We start from the raw sequence: 14,026 nt of genomic DNA, 5'->3' as shown, positions 1-14,026 counted from the left end.
CGTTCAGTCCAGCAGGTCGGCCCAGAGCGGCGTGGAGATGTACCGCTCACCGGTGTCGCAGACGATCGCGACGATGGTCTTGCCCGCGTTCTCCGGACGCTGGGCGAGCTGAAGAGCCGCCCAGACGATCGCACCGGACGAGATGCCGGCGAGGATGCCCTCCTCGCTGGCGAGCCGCTTCGCCACGTCGAGCGCGTCGTCGAAGGAGACGTCCACCACCTCGTCGTACACGGTGGTGTCGAGGATCTCGGGCACGAAGTTCGCCCCGATCCCCTGGATCTTGTGCGGTCCCGGCTTGCCGCCGTTCAGAATGGGCGAGTCGAGCGGCTCGACGGCGACCACCGTGACGCCGGGCTTGCGCTCCTTGAGCACCTGGCCGACGCCGGTGATCGTGCCGCCGGTCCCGACGCCCGCGACGAAGATGTCGACGTCGCCGGCCGTGTCCTCCCAGATCTCCTCCGCCGTGGTGGCGCGGTGGATGGCCGGGTTGGCCTCGTTGGCGAACTGGCGCGCCCAGATGGCGTTGTCGGTCTTCGCGACGATGTCCTGCGCCGTCTCGACCGCTCCGCGCATCCCGTCGGGGCCGGGCGTCAGCACGATCTCGGCGCCGAACGCGCGCAGCAGCACGCGGCGCTCCTTGCTCATGGTCTCGGGCATCGCGAGGATCACCTTGTAGCCGCGCGCCGCACCGACCATGGCGAGCGCGATGCCGGTGTTGCCGCTGGTGGCCTCGACGATCGTGCCACCGGGCGTGAGGGCTCCGGCCTTCTCCGCGGCGTCGACGATCGCGACACCGATGCGGTCCTTGACGCTGCCGGCCGGGTTGTAGAACTCGAGCTTGGCGAGGATCGTCGCGTCGACGCCCTCGGTCAGCCGGTTGAGGCGGACGAGCGGCGTACGGCCGACGGCCTCGGTGACGTTCTCGTAGATGTGACCTGACATGGCCTGTTCCTCGTGCTCTCGTACGGTGGATGACGACAGGGGGATGCGTGATCGCGTCTCCACTCTAGACGCCGTGCGCCAGCCGCTAGGCTCTTCTGGCGATGACCCCCACCACCCCTGCTCCTGGCGCATCCCCCGCCGCGTCCTCCGGCGCCGTCTCCGTCCGATCCGCACGGGACGATGCCGTCGCCGCACTGTCGCGCGCAGGCGTCCCCGACCCGGAGGTGGATGCCGAACTCCTCGTCGGGCACGTGCTCGGCGTCGGCCGCGGCCGCGTCCAGGCGCTCGTCGTGATGGATGCGGAACTTCCTCCCGAGGACGCCGCGACCCTGCGATCCCTCGTCGAACGCCGAGCCGCCCGGGAGCCGCTGCAGCACATCACGGGCCGCGCCCCGTTCCGCTCGCTCGAGCTCAACGTCGGGCCGGGTGTCTTCGTACCGCGGCCCGAGACGGAGCAGGTGGCGCAGTTCGCGATCGACGCGCTCCGCGCCGTCCCCTCGCCCGAGCCGGTCGCGGTCGACCTCGGCACCGGGAGCGGCGCGATCGCGCTGGCCCTCGCGACGGAGGTGCCGCACGCACGCGTGTACGCGGTCGAGAATTCGCCGGAGGCGTTCATCTGGGCGCGCCGGAACATCGACGAGGTCGGCGCCACGAACCTGACGCCGGTGTTCATCGACCTCGCCGACGCGCTCCCGCAGCTCGACGGGACGGTGGATGTGGTCATCTCGAACCCGCCGTACGTGCCGGACGACGCCATCCCGCGCGATCCCGAGGTCCGGCTGCACGACCCGCACGCCGCGCTCTACGGCGGCCCTGACGGGTTGGACGTCGTGCGCACGATCTCCCGGGTCGCCCAGCGGCTGCTCCACCCGGGCGGCACCCTCGTGCTCGAGCACGGCGAGCTGCAGGGCGCGGCGATCCGCGACCTCCTGACCGCCGACGGCTGGCGTGCTGCCGCGACGCACCGCGACCTCACGACCCGGGACCGCGCGACCACTGCCCTCCGCTGACCGCGCGCCTTCCCTCAGCTCTCGCCCTCTGCGCCCACCGTCGAGTACGCAAACTTTGCACGTTCGGAGCACACCCAGCGTTCAAAGTTTGCGGACTCGACGGTGGGTGGGAAGGGGTTAGTCGGTGGCTAGGTCGGCGAGGCGCGATTCTTCGTCGGCCTGGATGTTCGACTCGATGACGGGGTCGAGGGCGCCGTTCATGACGGCGTCGAGGTTGTAGGCCTTGTAGCCGGTGCGGTGGTCCGCGATCCGGTTCTCCGGGAAGTTGTACGTGCGGATGCGCTCGGAGCGGTCCATCGTGCGGATCTGGCCCTTGCGGAACTCCGCGGCCTCGGCGTCCGCCTCCTCCTGCTGCCGGGCCAGCAGCCGGGCGCGGAGCACGCGCATCGCGGCCTCGCGGTTCTGCAGCTGGCTCTTCTCGTTCTGCATCGAGACGACGATGCCGGTCGGCACATGGGTGATCCGCACGGCCGAGTCCGTCGTGTTGACCGACTGACCGCCGGGGCCGGACGACCGGAAAACGTCGATCTTGAGGTCGTTCGGGTTGATCTCGACCTCCTCCGGCTCGTCCACCTCCGGGAACACCAGGACGCCGGCGGCGGACGTGTGGATGCGGCCCTGCGACTCGGTCGCCGGCACGCGCTGGACGCGGTGCACGCCGCCCTCGTACTTCAGGTGCGCCCAGACGCCCTCGGCGGGATCGGTGGAGCTGCCCTTGAACGCGACCTGGACATCCTTGATGCCGCCGAGGTCGCTGGAGGTCTGCTCGATGATCTCGGCCTTCCACCGCTTGGAGTCGGCGTAGTGCAGGTACATGCGCAGCAGGTCGCCGGCGAAGAGAGCGGACTCGGCGCCGCCCTCCCCCATCTTGATCTCCATGATCACGTCGCGGCTGTCGTTGGGGTCGCGCGGGATGAGCAGGCGGCGCAGCTTCTCGGCCGAATCGGCGACGCTCTGCTCCAGACCGGGGACCTCCTCGGCGAACGCCGCGTCCTCCGTGGCCAGCTCGCGGGCGGCGTCGAGGTCGTCGGACAGCTGCTTCCACTCGTTGTACGCGGCGACGATGCGACTGAGCTCGGCGTAGCGCCGATTGACGCGCTTGGAGCGGACCGGGTCGCTGTGCAGCTCCGGGTCGGAGAGCTGCTGCTGGAGGTCGTCGTGCTCGGCGATGAGGCTGTTCACCGATTCGAACATGGGGTCTTCTTTCTGGAGGGGTGCGGCCGGGGAACGACGAAGCGCCCGCCCGCCGTGCACGGTGGCACGGCGGGCGGGCGCTGATCGCAGCTAGCGGTGGTCGTTCTCGTGGCCGTGCGAGTGCGCGTTGCCGTGGCCGTTGGTCGGCGCCGGCATCGACTTCTGCACCTGCATCAGGAACTCGACGTTGCTCGAGGTCTCCTTCAGGCGGCCGAGGACGATCTCGAGGGCCTGCTGCTGGTCGAGCCCGGCGAGGGCGCGGCGCAGCTTCCACGTGATCTTGACCTCGTCCTGGCCCATGAGCATCTCCTCGCGGCGGGTGCCGGAGGCGTTCACGTCGACGGCCGGGAAGATGCGCTTGTCGGCCAGCTGGCGCGACAGGCGGAGCTCCATGTTTCCGGTGCCCTTGAACTCCTCGAAGATGACCTCGTCCATCTTGGAGCCCGTCTCCACCAGCGCCGAGGCGAGGATGGTGAGCGAGCCGCCGTGCTCGATGTTGCGCGCGGCGCCGAAGAACCGCTTCGGCGGGTACAGCGCCGAGGCGTCGACACCACCGGAGAGGATGCGGCCGGAGGCCGGCGCGGTCAGGTTGTACGCGCGGCCGAGGCGGGTGATCGAGTCGAGCAGCACGACGACGTCGTGGCCCAGCTCGACGAGGCGCTTCGCACGCTCGATGGCGAGCTCGGCGACCGTGGTGTGGTCCTCCGCCGGGCGGTCGAAGGTGGAGGCGATGACCTCACCCTTCACCGTGCGCTGCATGTCGGTGACCTCTTCGGGACGCTCGTCCACCAGCACGACCATGAGGTGGACCTCAGGGTTGTTGGCGGTGATCGCGTTGGCGATCTGCTGCATCACGATGGTCTTGCCGGCCTTGGGCGGTGCGACGATGAGACCGCGCTGACCCTTTCCGATCGGGGCGACCAGGTCGATGATCCGCTGGGTGACCTTGCTGGGCTCGGTCTCCAGGCGCAGGCGCTCCTGCGGGTACAGCGGGGTCAGCTTGCCGAACTCCACACGGGTGGCCGCCTCGTCCGGGGTCTGCCCGTTGATCGAGTCGACCTTCACCAGCGCGTTGTACTTCTGGCGGCTGTTGTTCTCGCCCTCGCGCGGCTGGCGGATGGCGCCGACGACGGCGTCGCCCTTGCGGAGGTTGTACTTCTTGACCTGGCCGAGCGAGACGTACACGTCGCTGGCGCCCGGGAGGTACCCGGTCGTCCGTACGAACGCGTAGTTGTCGAGCACGTCGAGGATGCCGGCGACGGGGATGAGCACGTCGTCGTCGGACAGCTCCGGCTCGAACTCGTCACCCGGGGCGCCGCCGCGGCGCTTGCGGTTGCGGTCGCGGTCGCGGTAGCGGCCGCGGTCGCCCTCGAGCTGCTGCTGGGCGTTCTGGCCGCGGTTCTGCTGGCCGTCGCCCTGCTGGCCGCCCTGCTGCAGGTCCTTCGGCTGGTTCTGGCCCTGCGCCTGGCCCTGCTCGTTCTGCTGGCCGTTGTTCTTGTTGCGGTTGCGGTTGCGGCGGTTGCGGCCCTGGCCCTGCTGCTCGCCGGCGTTGTCGCCCTGCTCGCCCTGCTGGAGGTCGCCCTGAGGAGCGTCGGCCTGCTGGCCCTGCTCCGCCTGCGGCTGCTGCGCGTCGCGCTGCTGGCCGTCGCGCTGCTGGCCGTCGCGGTTCTGGTCGGCGCCCTGGTCGCCGTTCTGACCGCCCTGGCCGCGACCGCGCCGACGGCGTCCGCCGCCCTGGTTCTGGCCGTTGCCCTGCTCGTCCTGCGCGCCCTGGCCGTTCTGGCCGCGCGCCTGCTCGCGGGAGGCGAGAGCGGAGTCGAGCAGTGCATCCACATCGGGAATGAGCGACTCGACGCCCGTGGCACCGGAGTTGACGTGCGATCCGGCGGCGACGCCGGATCCGGCGGTAGCACCGGCGATGCCCGTGCCGTCCGGGCTGGACACGCGGCGCGAGCCGCGGCGACGTCCGCCGGTCTGCTCGGCGGAGGCGTCCGCCTGCGGGAGCACGGGGTCGCCCACGGTGGGCTCGACGCGCTCGGCCCCTGCGGGCTCGGCGATGAGCGGCTCAGCGATGAGCGGCTCGGTGAGCACCTGGGAGGCGGCGGCCGGCTCGGCGGCCGGCTCCTCGGTCTCGGGAAGCTCGAGGGTGTCGGCCGGTGCGGAGGCGGCGCGCGCTGCGGCGATCGCCTCGACCAGCTCGCCCTTGCGGAGCCGGGTTGCGCCCTGGAGCCCGAGCCCGGCGGCGAGAGCTTGCAGCTCTGCCACCTTGAGGCCGGTCAGGTCGCTGGTGTCCACGCCCCCGGCGTGGAGTTCGACATCAGTCACGGAAGAGGATCCTTTCCCCCGGCGCGCCTTACGCGCCGTCTGAAGCTTCGTCACATGAACTGCCGGGAACGTGCTGCGTTCGGATCCGCGCTACGTCGCCGCCCGGGTTCTCCGGAAAGGGAGAGCCGGGAAGGCAGGCAGGAGTGACGGCATGATTGCTAGGAGATCACCCGGAAGCGGAATTCGCTCGTGACGCGGGTTCTTCACGGGTGCGACTGCAGTTTACCACCTCGCGGCGGGGCCGTCCGACGCTAGGCCGCTGGCGTGTCCGTCCGTGTCGTCGCGGCCTCGGCGGCGACACGGCTGACCGTCGCGCCCTTGAAGTCGACGGCGAGCATGAGCGGCTGCCAGCGGGTCTCGGCCGACTCCTCGACGAGGCGCGCGGCGGCCAGACGCTGGCTCGGGTCGCTCCCGAGCACGAGGATGGACGGGCCAGCGCCCGACACGACGGCGGCGAAGCCGTTCTCGCGCAGCAGCGTGATCAGCCGGTCGGTCTCGGGCATCGCCGAGGCGCGGTAGCTCTGATGGAGCTTGTCCTCGGTCGCCGCGTGCAGCAGCTCGGGGCTCTGGATGAGAGCTGCGACCAGCAGGGCGGAGCGGGAGACGTTGAAGACGGCGTCCTCGTGGGGCACCGACTGCGGCTGGAGGCTGCGGGCGAGCGCGGTGGACATGACCGTCTCGGGCACGAGCACGAGCGGCGAGACGCCGCGGTGCACGATGAGCTTCTTGAACCGCGGACCCTCCGGGGTCACCCACGCGATCGTCAGGCCGCCGAACAGGGCGGGCGCCACGTTGTCGGGGTGTCCCTCCATGTCGTTCGCGAGCGCCAACAGCGTCTGCGCATCCAGGTCGACGACGCCCTCCAGCAGCCCCTTGGCGGCCATGATGCCGGAGACGATGGCGGCGCCGGAGGAACCCATCCCCCGCCCGTGCGGGATGCTGTTGCGCGCCCGCAGGTTCAGGCCGGGAAGCGGGATGCCGACGGCCTCGAAGGTGTGCGCGATCGCGCGGACGACGAGGTTGCTCTCGTCGGTCGCCACCTCTCCTTCGCCCACACCGGTGACCTCGACGATCGCACCGGGCTCGTCGCGGACGGAGACCTCGAGCTCGTCGTACAGCGCGAGGGCGAGGCCGAGCGTGTCGAATCCCGGTCCGAGGTTGGCGCTCGTCGCCGGGACCTTGACCGCGACGGTCCGGCCGCGGAGGTCGGGCGTGGTCACGCGGTCGCCTCTGCGGCGGAGGTCTGCCCGGCGGGCGCCAGGCCGAGCACGTCGGCGATGGCCGTCGTGTCGACCGGGACGACGGTGGGCTGGACGTCGGAGCCGTCGGCCGTGCGGAGGGCCCACTGCGGGTCCTTCAGGCCGTGGCCGGTGACGGTGAGGACGACGGTCGCGCCGGCGGGGATCACTCCGGCCTCCGAGCGCTCCAGGAGCCCGGCGACGCTGATCGCGGACGCCGGCTCGACGAAGATGCCGACCTCGGCGGAGAGGATGCGGTGCGCCTCGAGGATCTTGGCGTCGCTGATCGCTCCGAACCAGCCGTCGCTGTCGTCGCGGGCGTTCAGTGCGAGCTCCCACGACGCCGGGTTGCCGATGCGGATCGCGGTGGCGATCGTGTCGGGGTCCTTCACGGCGTGGCCGAGGACGATGGGGGCGCTCCCCGAGGCCTGGAAGCCGAACATCCGGGGCAGCTTGGTGGACTCGCCACGCTGCAGCTCCTCGGTGTAGCCGCGGTGGTAGGCCGTGTAGTTGCCGGCGTTGCCGACCGGGACCAGGTGGAAGTCCGGGGCGTCACCCAGGGCCTCGACGACCTCGAAGGCGGCGGTCTTCTGCCCCTCGATGCGGTCGGGGTTCACGGAGTTCACCAGGTGCACCGGGTAGTTGGTGGCCAGCTCGCGCGCGATGTCGAGGCAGTCGTCGAAGTTGCCCTGCACCTGCAGCAGCTGGGCGTTGTGCGCGATGGCCTGGCTGAGCTTGCCCATCGCGATCTTGCCCTCTGGCACGAGCACGACCGACTGGATGCCCGCGTGCGTCGCGTAGGCGGCGGCCGACGCCGAGGTGTTGCCGGTGGAGGCGCAGATGACCGCCTTCGCACCGTGCTCGACGGCCTTGGAGATCGCCATGGTCATGCCGCGGTCCTTGAAGGATCCGGTCGGGTTCATGCCCTCGAACTTCACGTACACGTCGGCGCCTGTCCGCGCGGACAGCGCGGGGGCCGGGATGAGCGGCGTGCCGCCCTCGCCCAGCGTGACGATCGGAGTGGCATCGGAGATGTTCAGGCGGTCCGCGTACTCGCGGAGGACGCCGCGCCACTGACGACTGTAGGCCTTCGGCTGGGGCATTACGATCCTTCGACTCGGAGAACGGAAGAGATGGCGGTCACGACGTCGCTCGCCGCGAGAGCCTCGACGGTGGCCGCGAGTGCGGCCTCCTCGGCTTCGTGGGTGCCGATCACCAGGGTAGCGGTGGCCGTCCCGCCGCCGTGAATCGGCCCGGTCGCGGCGGATGCCGCTCCGGCGATCGCGACGGGTCCTGTTGCGGTGTTCGGCACGGACTGCTGCACGGTCTCGACGCTGACGTCGCCGTCGCTCAGGATGCGCGCGACCGCGGCGAGGACGCCGGGCTGGTCCTCGACGTCGAGGGTGATCTGGTAGCGGGTGACGACGCGGCCGATGTCGAGCACCGGCAGGTCGGCGTGCGTGGACTCGGCGACGCCAGGGCCGCCCACCACGTGCCGCCGGGCGGCGGAGACGACGTCGCCGAGCACGGCCGACGCGGTCTCGACGCCGCCGGCACCCGCGCCGTAGAACATGAGGTCGCCAGCGGCGGCGGCCTGGACGAACACCGCGTTGTGGGCGCCGTGCACGGCGGCGAGCGGGTGGTCGCGGCTGATCAGCGCCGGGTAGACGCGGGCTGAGACGCCCTCCTCCCCCGTCTCCGGATCGGTCAGACGCTCGCAGATCGCCAGGAGCTTGATGACCGCGCCGGCCTCGCGGGCCGCATCCACCTGCGCCTTGGTGACGCTCGTGATGCCCTCGCGGTAGACGCGCTCCAGCGGCACGACGGTGTGGAAGGCCAGGCTGGCCAGGATGGCCGCCTTCTGCGCCGCGTCGTACCCCCCGATGTCGGCGGTCGGGTCGGCCTCGGCGTATCCGCGGTCTGTGGCCGTCGCCAGCGCGTCCTGCAGCGTCTCGCCGTTCACGTCCATCCGGTCGAGCACGAAGTTCGTGGTGCCGTTGACGATGCCGAGGATGCGGTTGATGCGGTCGCCCGCGAGGCTGTCGCGCAGCGGCCGGATGATCGGGATGGCGCCGGCGACGGCAGCCTCGTAGTAGAGCTGCGCGCCGACCTGCTCGGCGGCGTCGAACAGCTCGGGGCCGTGCGTCGCCAGCAGCGCTTTGTTGGCGGTGATGACGTCGGCGCCGGAGTTCAGCGCCTCCAGCACGTAGCCGCGGGCCGGCTCGATGCCGCCCATCAGCTCCACGACGATGTCGGCGCCGAGGATCAGCGAGGAGGCGTCGGTGGTGAACAGCTCGCGCGGCAGGTCGGTGTCGCGCGGCGCATCCACGTCGCGGACGGCGATGCCCACCAGCTCGAGGCGCGCGCCGATGCGGGAGGCGAACTCGTCGCCCTGCGAGAGCAGGAGGCGCGCCACCTGCGATCCGACGGAGCCGGCCCCGAGCAGGGCGACACGGAGGTTGCGGTACTCGATCATGCCTGGCTGCGCTCCTTCGACGCGGAAACGGTGGATGCGGGCGCCGTGTAGCCGGCGTCGCGCGCGAGGAGGTCCTCGATGGTCTCGCCGCGGACGATCACCCGCGCCTCTCCGTCGCGCACCGCGACGACCGGAGGCCGCCCGATGTGGTTGTAGTTGCTGGACAGCGGCCAGCAGTAGGCGCCCGTCGCGGGCACGGCGAGCAGGTCGCCGGGCTGGACGTCGCCGGGCAGGTACTCCGCGTCGACGACGATGTCGCCGCTCTCGCAGTGCTTGCCGGCGACGCGCACGAGGGCCGGAGCGGCCGGCGAGACGCGGTTCGCGATCCTGGCCGAGTAGTCGGCGCCGTAGAGCGCGGGGCGGGCGTTGTCGCTCATCCCGCCGTCGACGCTGACGTACCGGCGGACCGCGGTCTCACCGTCGTCCTGGAACGCGACCGGCACGTCCTTCGTGGTGCCGACGGTGTACAGCGTCAGACCGGCGGTGCCGATGATCGACCGGCCGGGCTCGAACGCGACGACCGGCGTCGGGATGTCGAGCTCCTCGCATCCCGCCGCCACCGTCTCCGCGATGCGCCTGGCGAGCTCGCCGATCGGCGCGGGGTCGTCGGCGGACGTGTAGGCGATGCCGAAGCCGCCGCCGAGGTTCAGCTCGGGCACGTCGCCGCCCGCGAGGAGCTCCTTGTGGAGCGTGAGCAGCCGGGCGGCCGACTCGGCGAAGCCGTCCGCGCCGAAGATCTGCGAGCCGATGTGGCAGTGCAGACCGCGGAACGCGAGGGAGGCGTGCGACCAGATCAGCGCGACGGCCTCTGCCGCCTGCTCCAGCGCGATGCCGAACTTCTGGTCCTCGTGGGCGGTCGCGAGGAACGCGTGGGTGTGCGCGTGCACGCCGCTGTTCACCCGTAGGCGGACGCTCTGGACCACGCTATGGCGCTCGGCTGCGGCGGCGACGCGGCCGATCTCCTGCACGCTGTCGATGATGATGGCGCCGATGCCGGCCTCGACCGCCTGGTCGATCTCGGCGAGCGACTTGTTGTTGCCGTGGAAGCCGATGCGCTCCGGGTCGACCCCGGCGGCCAGCGCGACGGTCAGTTCGCCCCCGCTGCAGACGTCGATGTTGAGGCCGGCCTCCGACATCCACCGCGCCACCTCGATGCTGAGGAACGCCTTGCCTGCGTAGTAGACCTTCGCGGCGGTGCCGATCTCGGCGAACGCGCGGTCGAACGCCTCCCGCAGCTCGACGGCGCGCGCCCTGGCGTCCTCCTCGTCGATCACGTACAGCGGCGTGCCGAAGCAGGCGGCGAGCTCGCTCGCCGCGAGACCGCCGACGACCAGCTCTCCCGCGTCGCGATCGACCGTCCGCGACCAGAGGCCAGGGGCGAGCGCGTTCGCATCCGCGGGCACGTGCAGCCACGGCGGGGCGAGCGGGTTGGACGCAGCGACAGGATCAGCCATAGGGAACCTCACGGGTGGCGACGAGTGGGGGTCTCCTAGGCGAGCGGACCCGGATTGGCCCCTGAAGCCGGTGGAGATGACAGCAGAAGTCTATCCAGGCCGCACGACACGGTCGGTGCGTGTTACGAACAGCTCCCCTTGCTGGCCATGAACTTCTGGTCGAGGACGAAGTCGCTCGCGGTCAGCTCGACGGTGGCGTGGCCAGGGGTCACCTGGATGTCGGACACCTCGACGCCGTCGGGGAGGTACTGCGCCGCGCACACCGGGAACGGGCCCTGCGAGGTCAGCGCCTGCAGCAGACGGCTGAGGTTGACGTCGCCGGCCCCGGTCGTCAGGTTGGCCTTGTCCGGCTTCAGCAGCACCTGCTTGCCGGCCGCCTCGGGCGTCGCTGTCACGGTGTAGCCGACGGGGAGGCCGAGCAGGTCGATCTTCCCGTCGTAGCCGATCGTGCCGTCGCCGAGGGTGATGTCTCCGGTCGCTCCGGGGATCTTCACGAGGGTGTTCAGCGACTCCTGGCTGATGCGCAAGGTGCCGGTCGCATCGGCGATGGGCTTCGAGAAGTCCGCCGGGACGCCGGTGGCGACGACGGTCGCGCTCAGCGGGGCTCCCTGCACGACGAGCTTCGGCGCATCCAGCTCGACCCTCTGGAAGGAGCCGGACAGGTACTGCTGCAGCACGGAGAAGCCGCCGATGTGCGTCCTCACCTCGCCGCGGATGTCGGCCGGCAGGTTCTTCTCGATCTCGTCGGACACCCGCTGCTCGGCGTAGGCACGCGCGGCCGTGTCGACCACGACGAGCAGCACCACGATCACGACGACCGGGATGCCGATGGCGAGCAGGAGGCGCAGCCATCGCGGACGCCGACGACGTGTCGCTGCGGCCTGCGGCTCGGGGATCACCTGGGTGGTGTTGTCGCTCATCCGGTCGTCATCCGTTCGCTACATGCGGTCCGGCGCGGAGACCCCGAGCAGGCCGAGGCCGTTGCGGATCACCTGGCCGGTCGCGTCGTTCAGCCAGAGGCGGGTGCGGTGCAGGTCGGTCACCGGCTCCTCGCCGTGCGGCAGCACGCGCGTCGAGCCGTCGCGGACGGCGTACCAGGCGTGGTACAGGCCGGCGAGCTCCTCGATGTAGCGGGCGACGCGGTGCGGCTCGCGCAGCTCGGCCGCCTGGGCGACCACGCGCGGGAACTCCTGCAGACCGCCCAACAGCGCCGACTCGGTCTCGTGCGTGAGCAGCTCCGGCGCGAAGGCGCTGTGGTCGACTCCCGCCTTCTCGGCGTTCGCCGCCACCGAGCGGGTGCGCGCGTGGGCGTACTGCACGTAGTAGACGGGGTTCTCGTTGCTGCGCTTGGTCAGCAGGTCGAGGTCGATGTCGAGCTGCGAGTCGGTCGAGGAGCGCACCAGGGCGTAGCGCGCGGCGTCGACGCCCACCGCATCCACCAGGTCGTCGAGCGTCACGATGGTGCCCGCGCGCTTGGACATGCGGACGGGTTCGCCGTCCTTCACCAGGTTGACCATCTGGCCGATGAGGATCTGCAGGTTCTCGTTCGGCTTGTCGCCGAACGCCTCGACCATGGCCATCATGCGGCCGATGTAGCCGTGGTGGTCGGCGCCCAGCATGATGATGTTCTGCTCGAAGCCGCGCTCGCGCTTGTCGAGGTAGTAGCCGAGGTCGCCGGAGATGTAGGCGGGCTCGCCGTTGGAGCGGATGATGACGCGGTCGCGGTCGTCGCCGAACGTCGTGGTGCGCAGCCAGATCGCGCCGTCGGCCTCGAAGATGTGGCCCTGCTCGCGCAGTCGCGCGATGGCACGGTCGACCGCGCCGGACTCGTGCAGGGAGTCTTCGTGGAAGTAGACGTCGAAGTCGACGCCGAACGAGTGCAGGCGGTCCTTGATCTCCTGGAACATCAACTGGGTGCCCGCCGAGCGGAACACCTCCTGCTGCTGCTCGCGCGGAAGGGCGGCGAGGTCGCCGTCGAATCCCTGCACCACACGCTCGGCGATCTCGCCGATGTAGCCGCCGCCGTAGCCGTCCTCCGGCGTCGGCTCGCCCAGGTAGGCGGCGAGCAGGCTGCGCGCGAACCGGTCGATCTGCGACCCGTGGTCGTTGAAGTAGTACTCGCGGGTCACGTCGGCGCCCTCGGCCTGCAGGATGCGGGCCAGGCTGTCGCCGACAGCCGCCCAGCGCGCGCCGCCCATGTGGACGGGGCCGGTCGGGTTGGCCGAGACGAATTCCAGGTTCACGGTCAGGCCGTCGTAGACGTCGCCGCGACCGTACGCGTCGCCGGACTCGACGATGGTCTTGGCTAGCTGCCCGGCGGCCGCGGCCTCCAGGCGGAAGTTGATGAAGCCGGGACCGGCGACCTCGGCGGACGCCACACCGTCGATGCCGGCGGCGGCCGCGGCGATCTGCTCGGCGAGCTCGCGCGGGTTCGCCCCGACCTTCTTCGCGAGGCGCATCGCCACGTTCGACGCCCAGTCGCCGTGGTCGCGGTTCTTCGGGCGCTCCAGCGGCACGTCGTCGACCGTGAGAGCGAGCTCGGGGATGTCCGCGCCGGCCGCTCGTCGCTGCTCGACCACCGTCGTCACGATGTCGAGGAGGGCGGCGGAGAGGTCAGCGGGAGTCATGAGGATCGATTCTACCGGGCGGCCGCAGGGCACGGCGTCGGCGGGGCACGGCGGGCCGTCGGGTTCGCGGCGCGCGAATTGATAGGGTCATCGCGACGCGCGCTCCCGCACGGCGTGCCGAACAGAGAGACGAAAAGCCGAATGCCTTCATCCACCCGCCGTTTCGCCCTTCTGACCGCGACCGTCGCGGCAGGCCTCCTCGCATCCGCGGCGCTCGCCGGCTGCACGCCGACGCCCACGCCGTCGAAGACACCGACCGCTTCCGCGTCGGCCACCAAGACCCCGACGGCGACGCCCGTTCCGGTGGTGACGCCGACCGCTCCCCCGACGCCCGTCGGCATCACCTGCGATCAGGTGCTCACCGCGGACCAGCTCTACGCGTTCAACCCGAATTACGGCCCGGATCCGGACTATGCGCCCAAGGACGGCACGCTCGAGAAGAAGATCGTCGACTGGCAGGGCGTCTCGTGCGCCTGGAAGAACCAGACCAGCGGCGACGTCGTGCAGATCGCGGTCGCGAAGCCGCCGTCGGACGCCATGGAGAACCTGAAGAACGTGGCGATCACCGACGCGAAGCCGGTGCCGACCTACGGCGTCCCGCCGGAGATCGAGGGCTACTTCAAGGCCGGCAGCAGCGGCCAGGTGCAGATCTTCCGCGGCCCCTACTGGATCGTGTCCGAGTCGGGCGCGTTCTTCGAGCCGGGTGACGCGGCGCCGCTGATGCAGAACGTGCTGGCGAACATCCCCGCGTCCTGACCGG

At 70.9% G+C, this 14,026-nt stretch carries 11 protein-coding genes; 2 read left to right on the top strand and 9 right to left on the bottom strand.

The features are described from left to right. Window positions 1-3: 3 nt before the first annotated feature. Window positions 4-942 (bottom strand): cysteine synthase A, encoded by a 939-nt coding sequence (gene cysK, locus ABIC47_RS19290; RefSeq protein ID WP_354483181.1) that lies wholly within the window; start codon window positions 940-942, stop codon window positions 4-6. 101 nt (window positions 943-1,043) lie between these two features. Here cysK and prmC point away from each other — a divergent pair, with 101 nt between their 5' ends. Beyond that, complete coding sequence (prmC, locus tag ABIC47_RS19285) at window positions 1,044-1,952, top strand: peptide chain release factor N(5)-glutamine methyltransferase (protein ID WP_354483178.1); 909 nt, start codon at window positions 1,044-1,046, stop codon at window positions 1,950-1,952. 117 nt (window positions 1,953-2,069) lie between these two features. Here the strand turns inward: prmC and prfA are convergent, their stop codons facing one another. The 8 genes from prfA to argS form a co-directional block, all read right to left on the bottom strand. After that, a complete protein-coding gene (gene prfA, locus ABIC47_RS19280) occupies window positions 2,070-3,146 on the bottom strand; it encodes a peptide chain release factor 1 (protein WP_354483175.1) in 1,077 nt (358 codons plus the stop codon). A gap of 90 nt (window positions 3,147-3,236) precedes the next feature. Then, window positions 3,237-5,471 carry a transcription termination factor Rho gene (gene rho, locus ABIC47_RS19275; protein WP_354483172.1) on the bottom strand — a complete coding sequence of 745 codons (2,235 nt, stop codon included), beginning with the start codon at window positions 5,469-5,471 and terminating at the stop codon, window positions 3,237-3,239. Window positions 5,472-5,722: 251 nt separating this feature from the next. Next, a complete protein-coding gene (gene thrB / locus ABIC47_RS19270; RefSeq protein WP_354483170.1) occupies window positions 5,723-6,691 on the bottom strand; it encodes a homoserine kinase in 969 nt (322 codons plus the stop codon). Then, window positions 6,688-7,812 carry a threonine synthase gene (gene thrC, locus ABIC47_RS19265; protein ID WP_020075230.1) on the bottom strand — a complete coding sequence of 375 codons (1,125 nt, stop codon included), beginning with the start codon at window positions 7,810-7,812 and terminating at the stop codon, window positions 6,688-6,690. The genes thrB and thrC overlap by 4 nt, the downstream gene beginning before the upstream one ends. Then, window positions 7,812-9,185, bottom strand: coding sequence for a homoserine dehydrogenase (locus ABIC47_RS19260; RefSeq protein WP_018190332.1), 1,374 nt, complete (start codon window positions 9,183-9,185; stop codon window positions 7,812-7,814). Before ABIC47_RS19260 ends, thrC begins: the two co-directional genes overlap by 1 nt. Further along, window positions 9,182-10,639 carry a diaminopimelate decarboxylase gene (gene lysA / locus ABIC47_RS19255; protein ID WP_354483167.1) on the bottom strand — a complete coding sequence of 486 codons (1,458 nt, stop codon included), beginning with the start codon at window positions 10,637-10,639 and terminating at the stop codon, window positions 9,182-9,184. The genes ABIC47_RS19260 and lysA overlap by 4 nt, the downstream gene beginning before the upstream one ends. A gap of 122 nt (window positions 10,640-10,761) precedes the next feature. Further along, on the bottom strand, window positions 10,762-11,559 hold the full coding sequence (locus ABIC47_RS19250; protein ID WP_089875196.1) for an LmeA family phospholipid-binding protein: 798 nt from the start codon (window positions 11,557-11,559) through the stop codon (window positions 10,762-10,764). 18 nt (window positions 11,560-11,577) lie between these two features. Beyond that, on the bottom strand, window positions 11,578-13,266 hold the full coding sequence (argS, locus tag ABIC47_RS19245; RefSeq protein WP_020075233.1) for an arginine--tRNA ligase: 1,689 nt from the start codon (window positions 13,264-13,266) through the stop codon (window positions 11,578-11,580). Window positions 13,267-13,407: 141 nt separating this feature from the next. Here argS and ABIC47_RS19240 point away from each other — a divergent pair, with 141 nt between their 5' ends. Continuing rightward, complete coding sequence (locus tag ABIC47_RS19240) at window positions 13,408-14,022, top strand: hypothetical protein (RefSeq protein WP_018190328.1); 615 nt, start codon at window positions 13,408-13,410, stop codon at window positions 14,020-14,022. Window positions 14,023-14,026: the final 4 nt, after the last annotated feature.

Origin of the sequence: Leifsonia sp. 563, from assembly GCF_040545055.1 — a bacterium.
Lineage (GTDB): Bacteria > Actinomycetota > Actinomycetes > Actinomycetales > Microbacteriaceae > Leifsonia.
The sequence above is the reverse complement of the archived record's forward strand: the minus strand, read 5'-3'. Positions and strand labels throughout refer to the sequence as shown.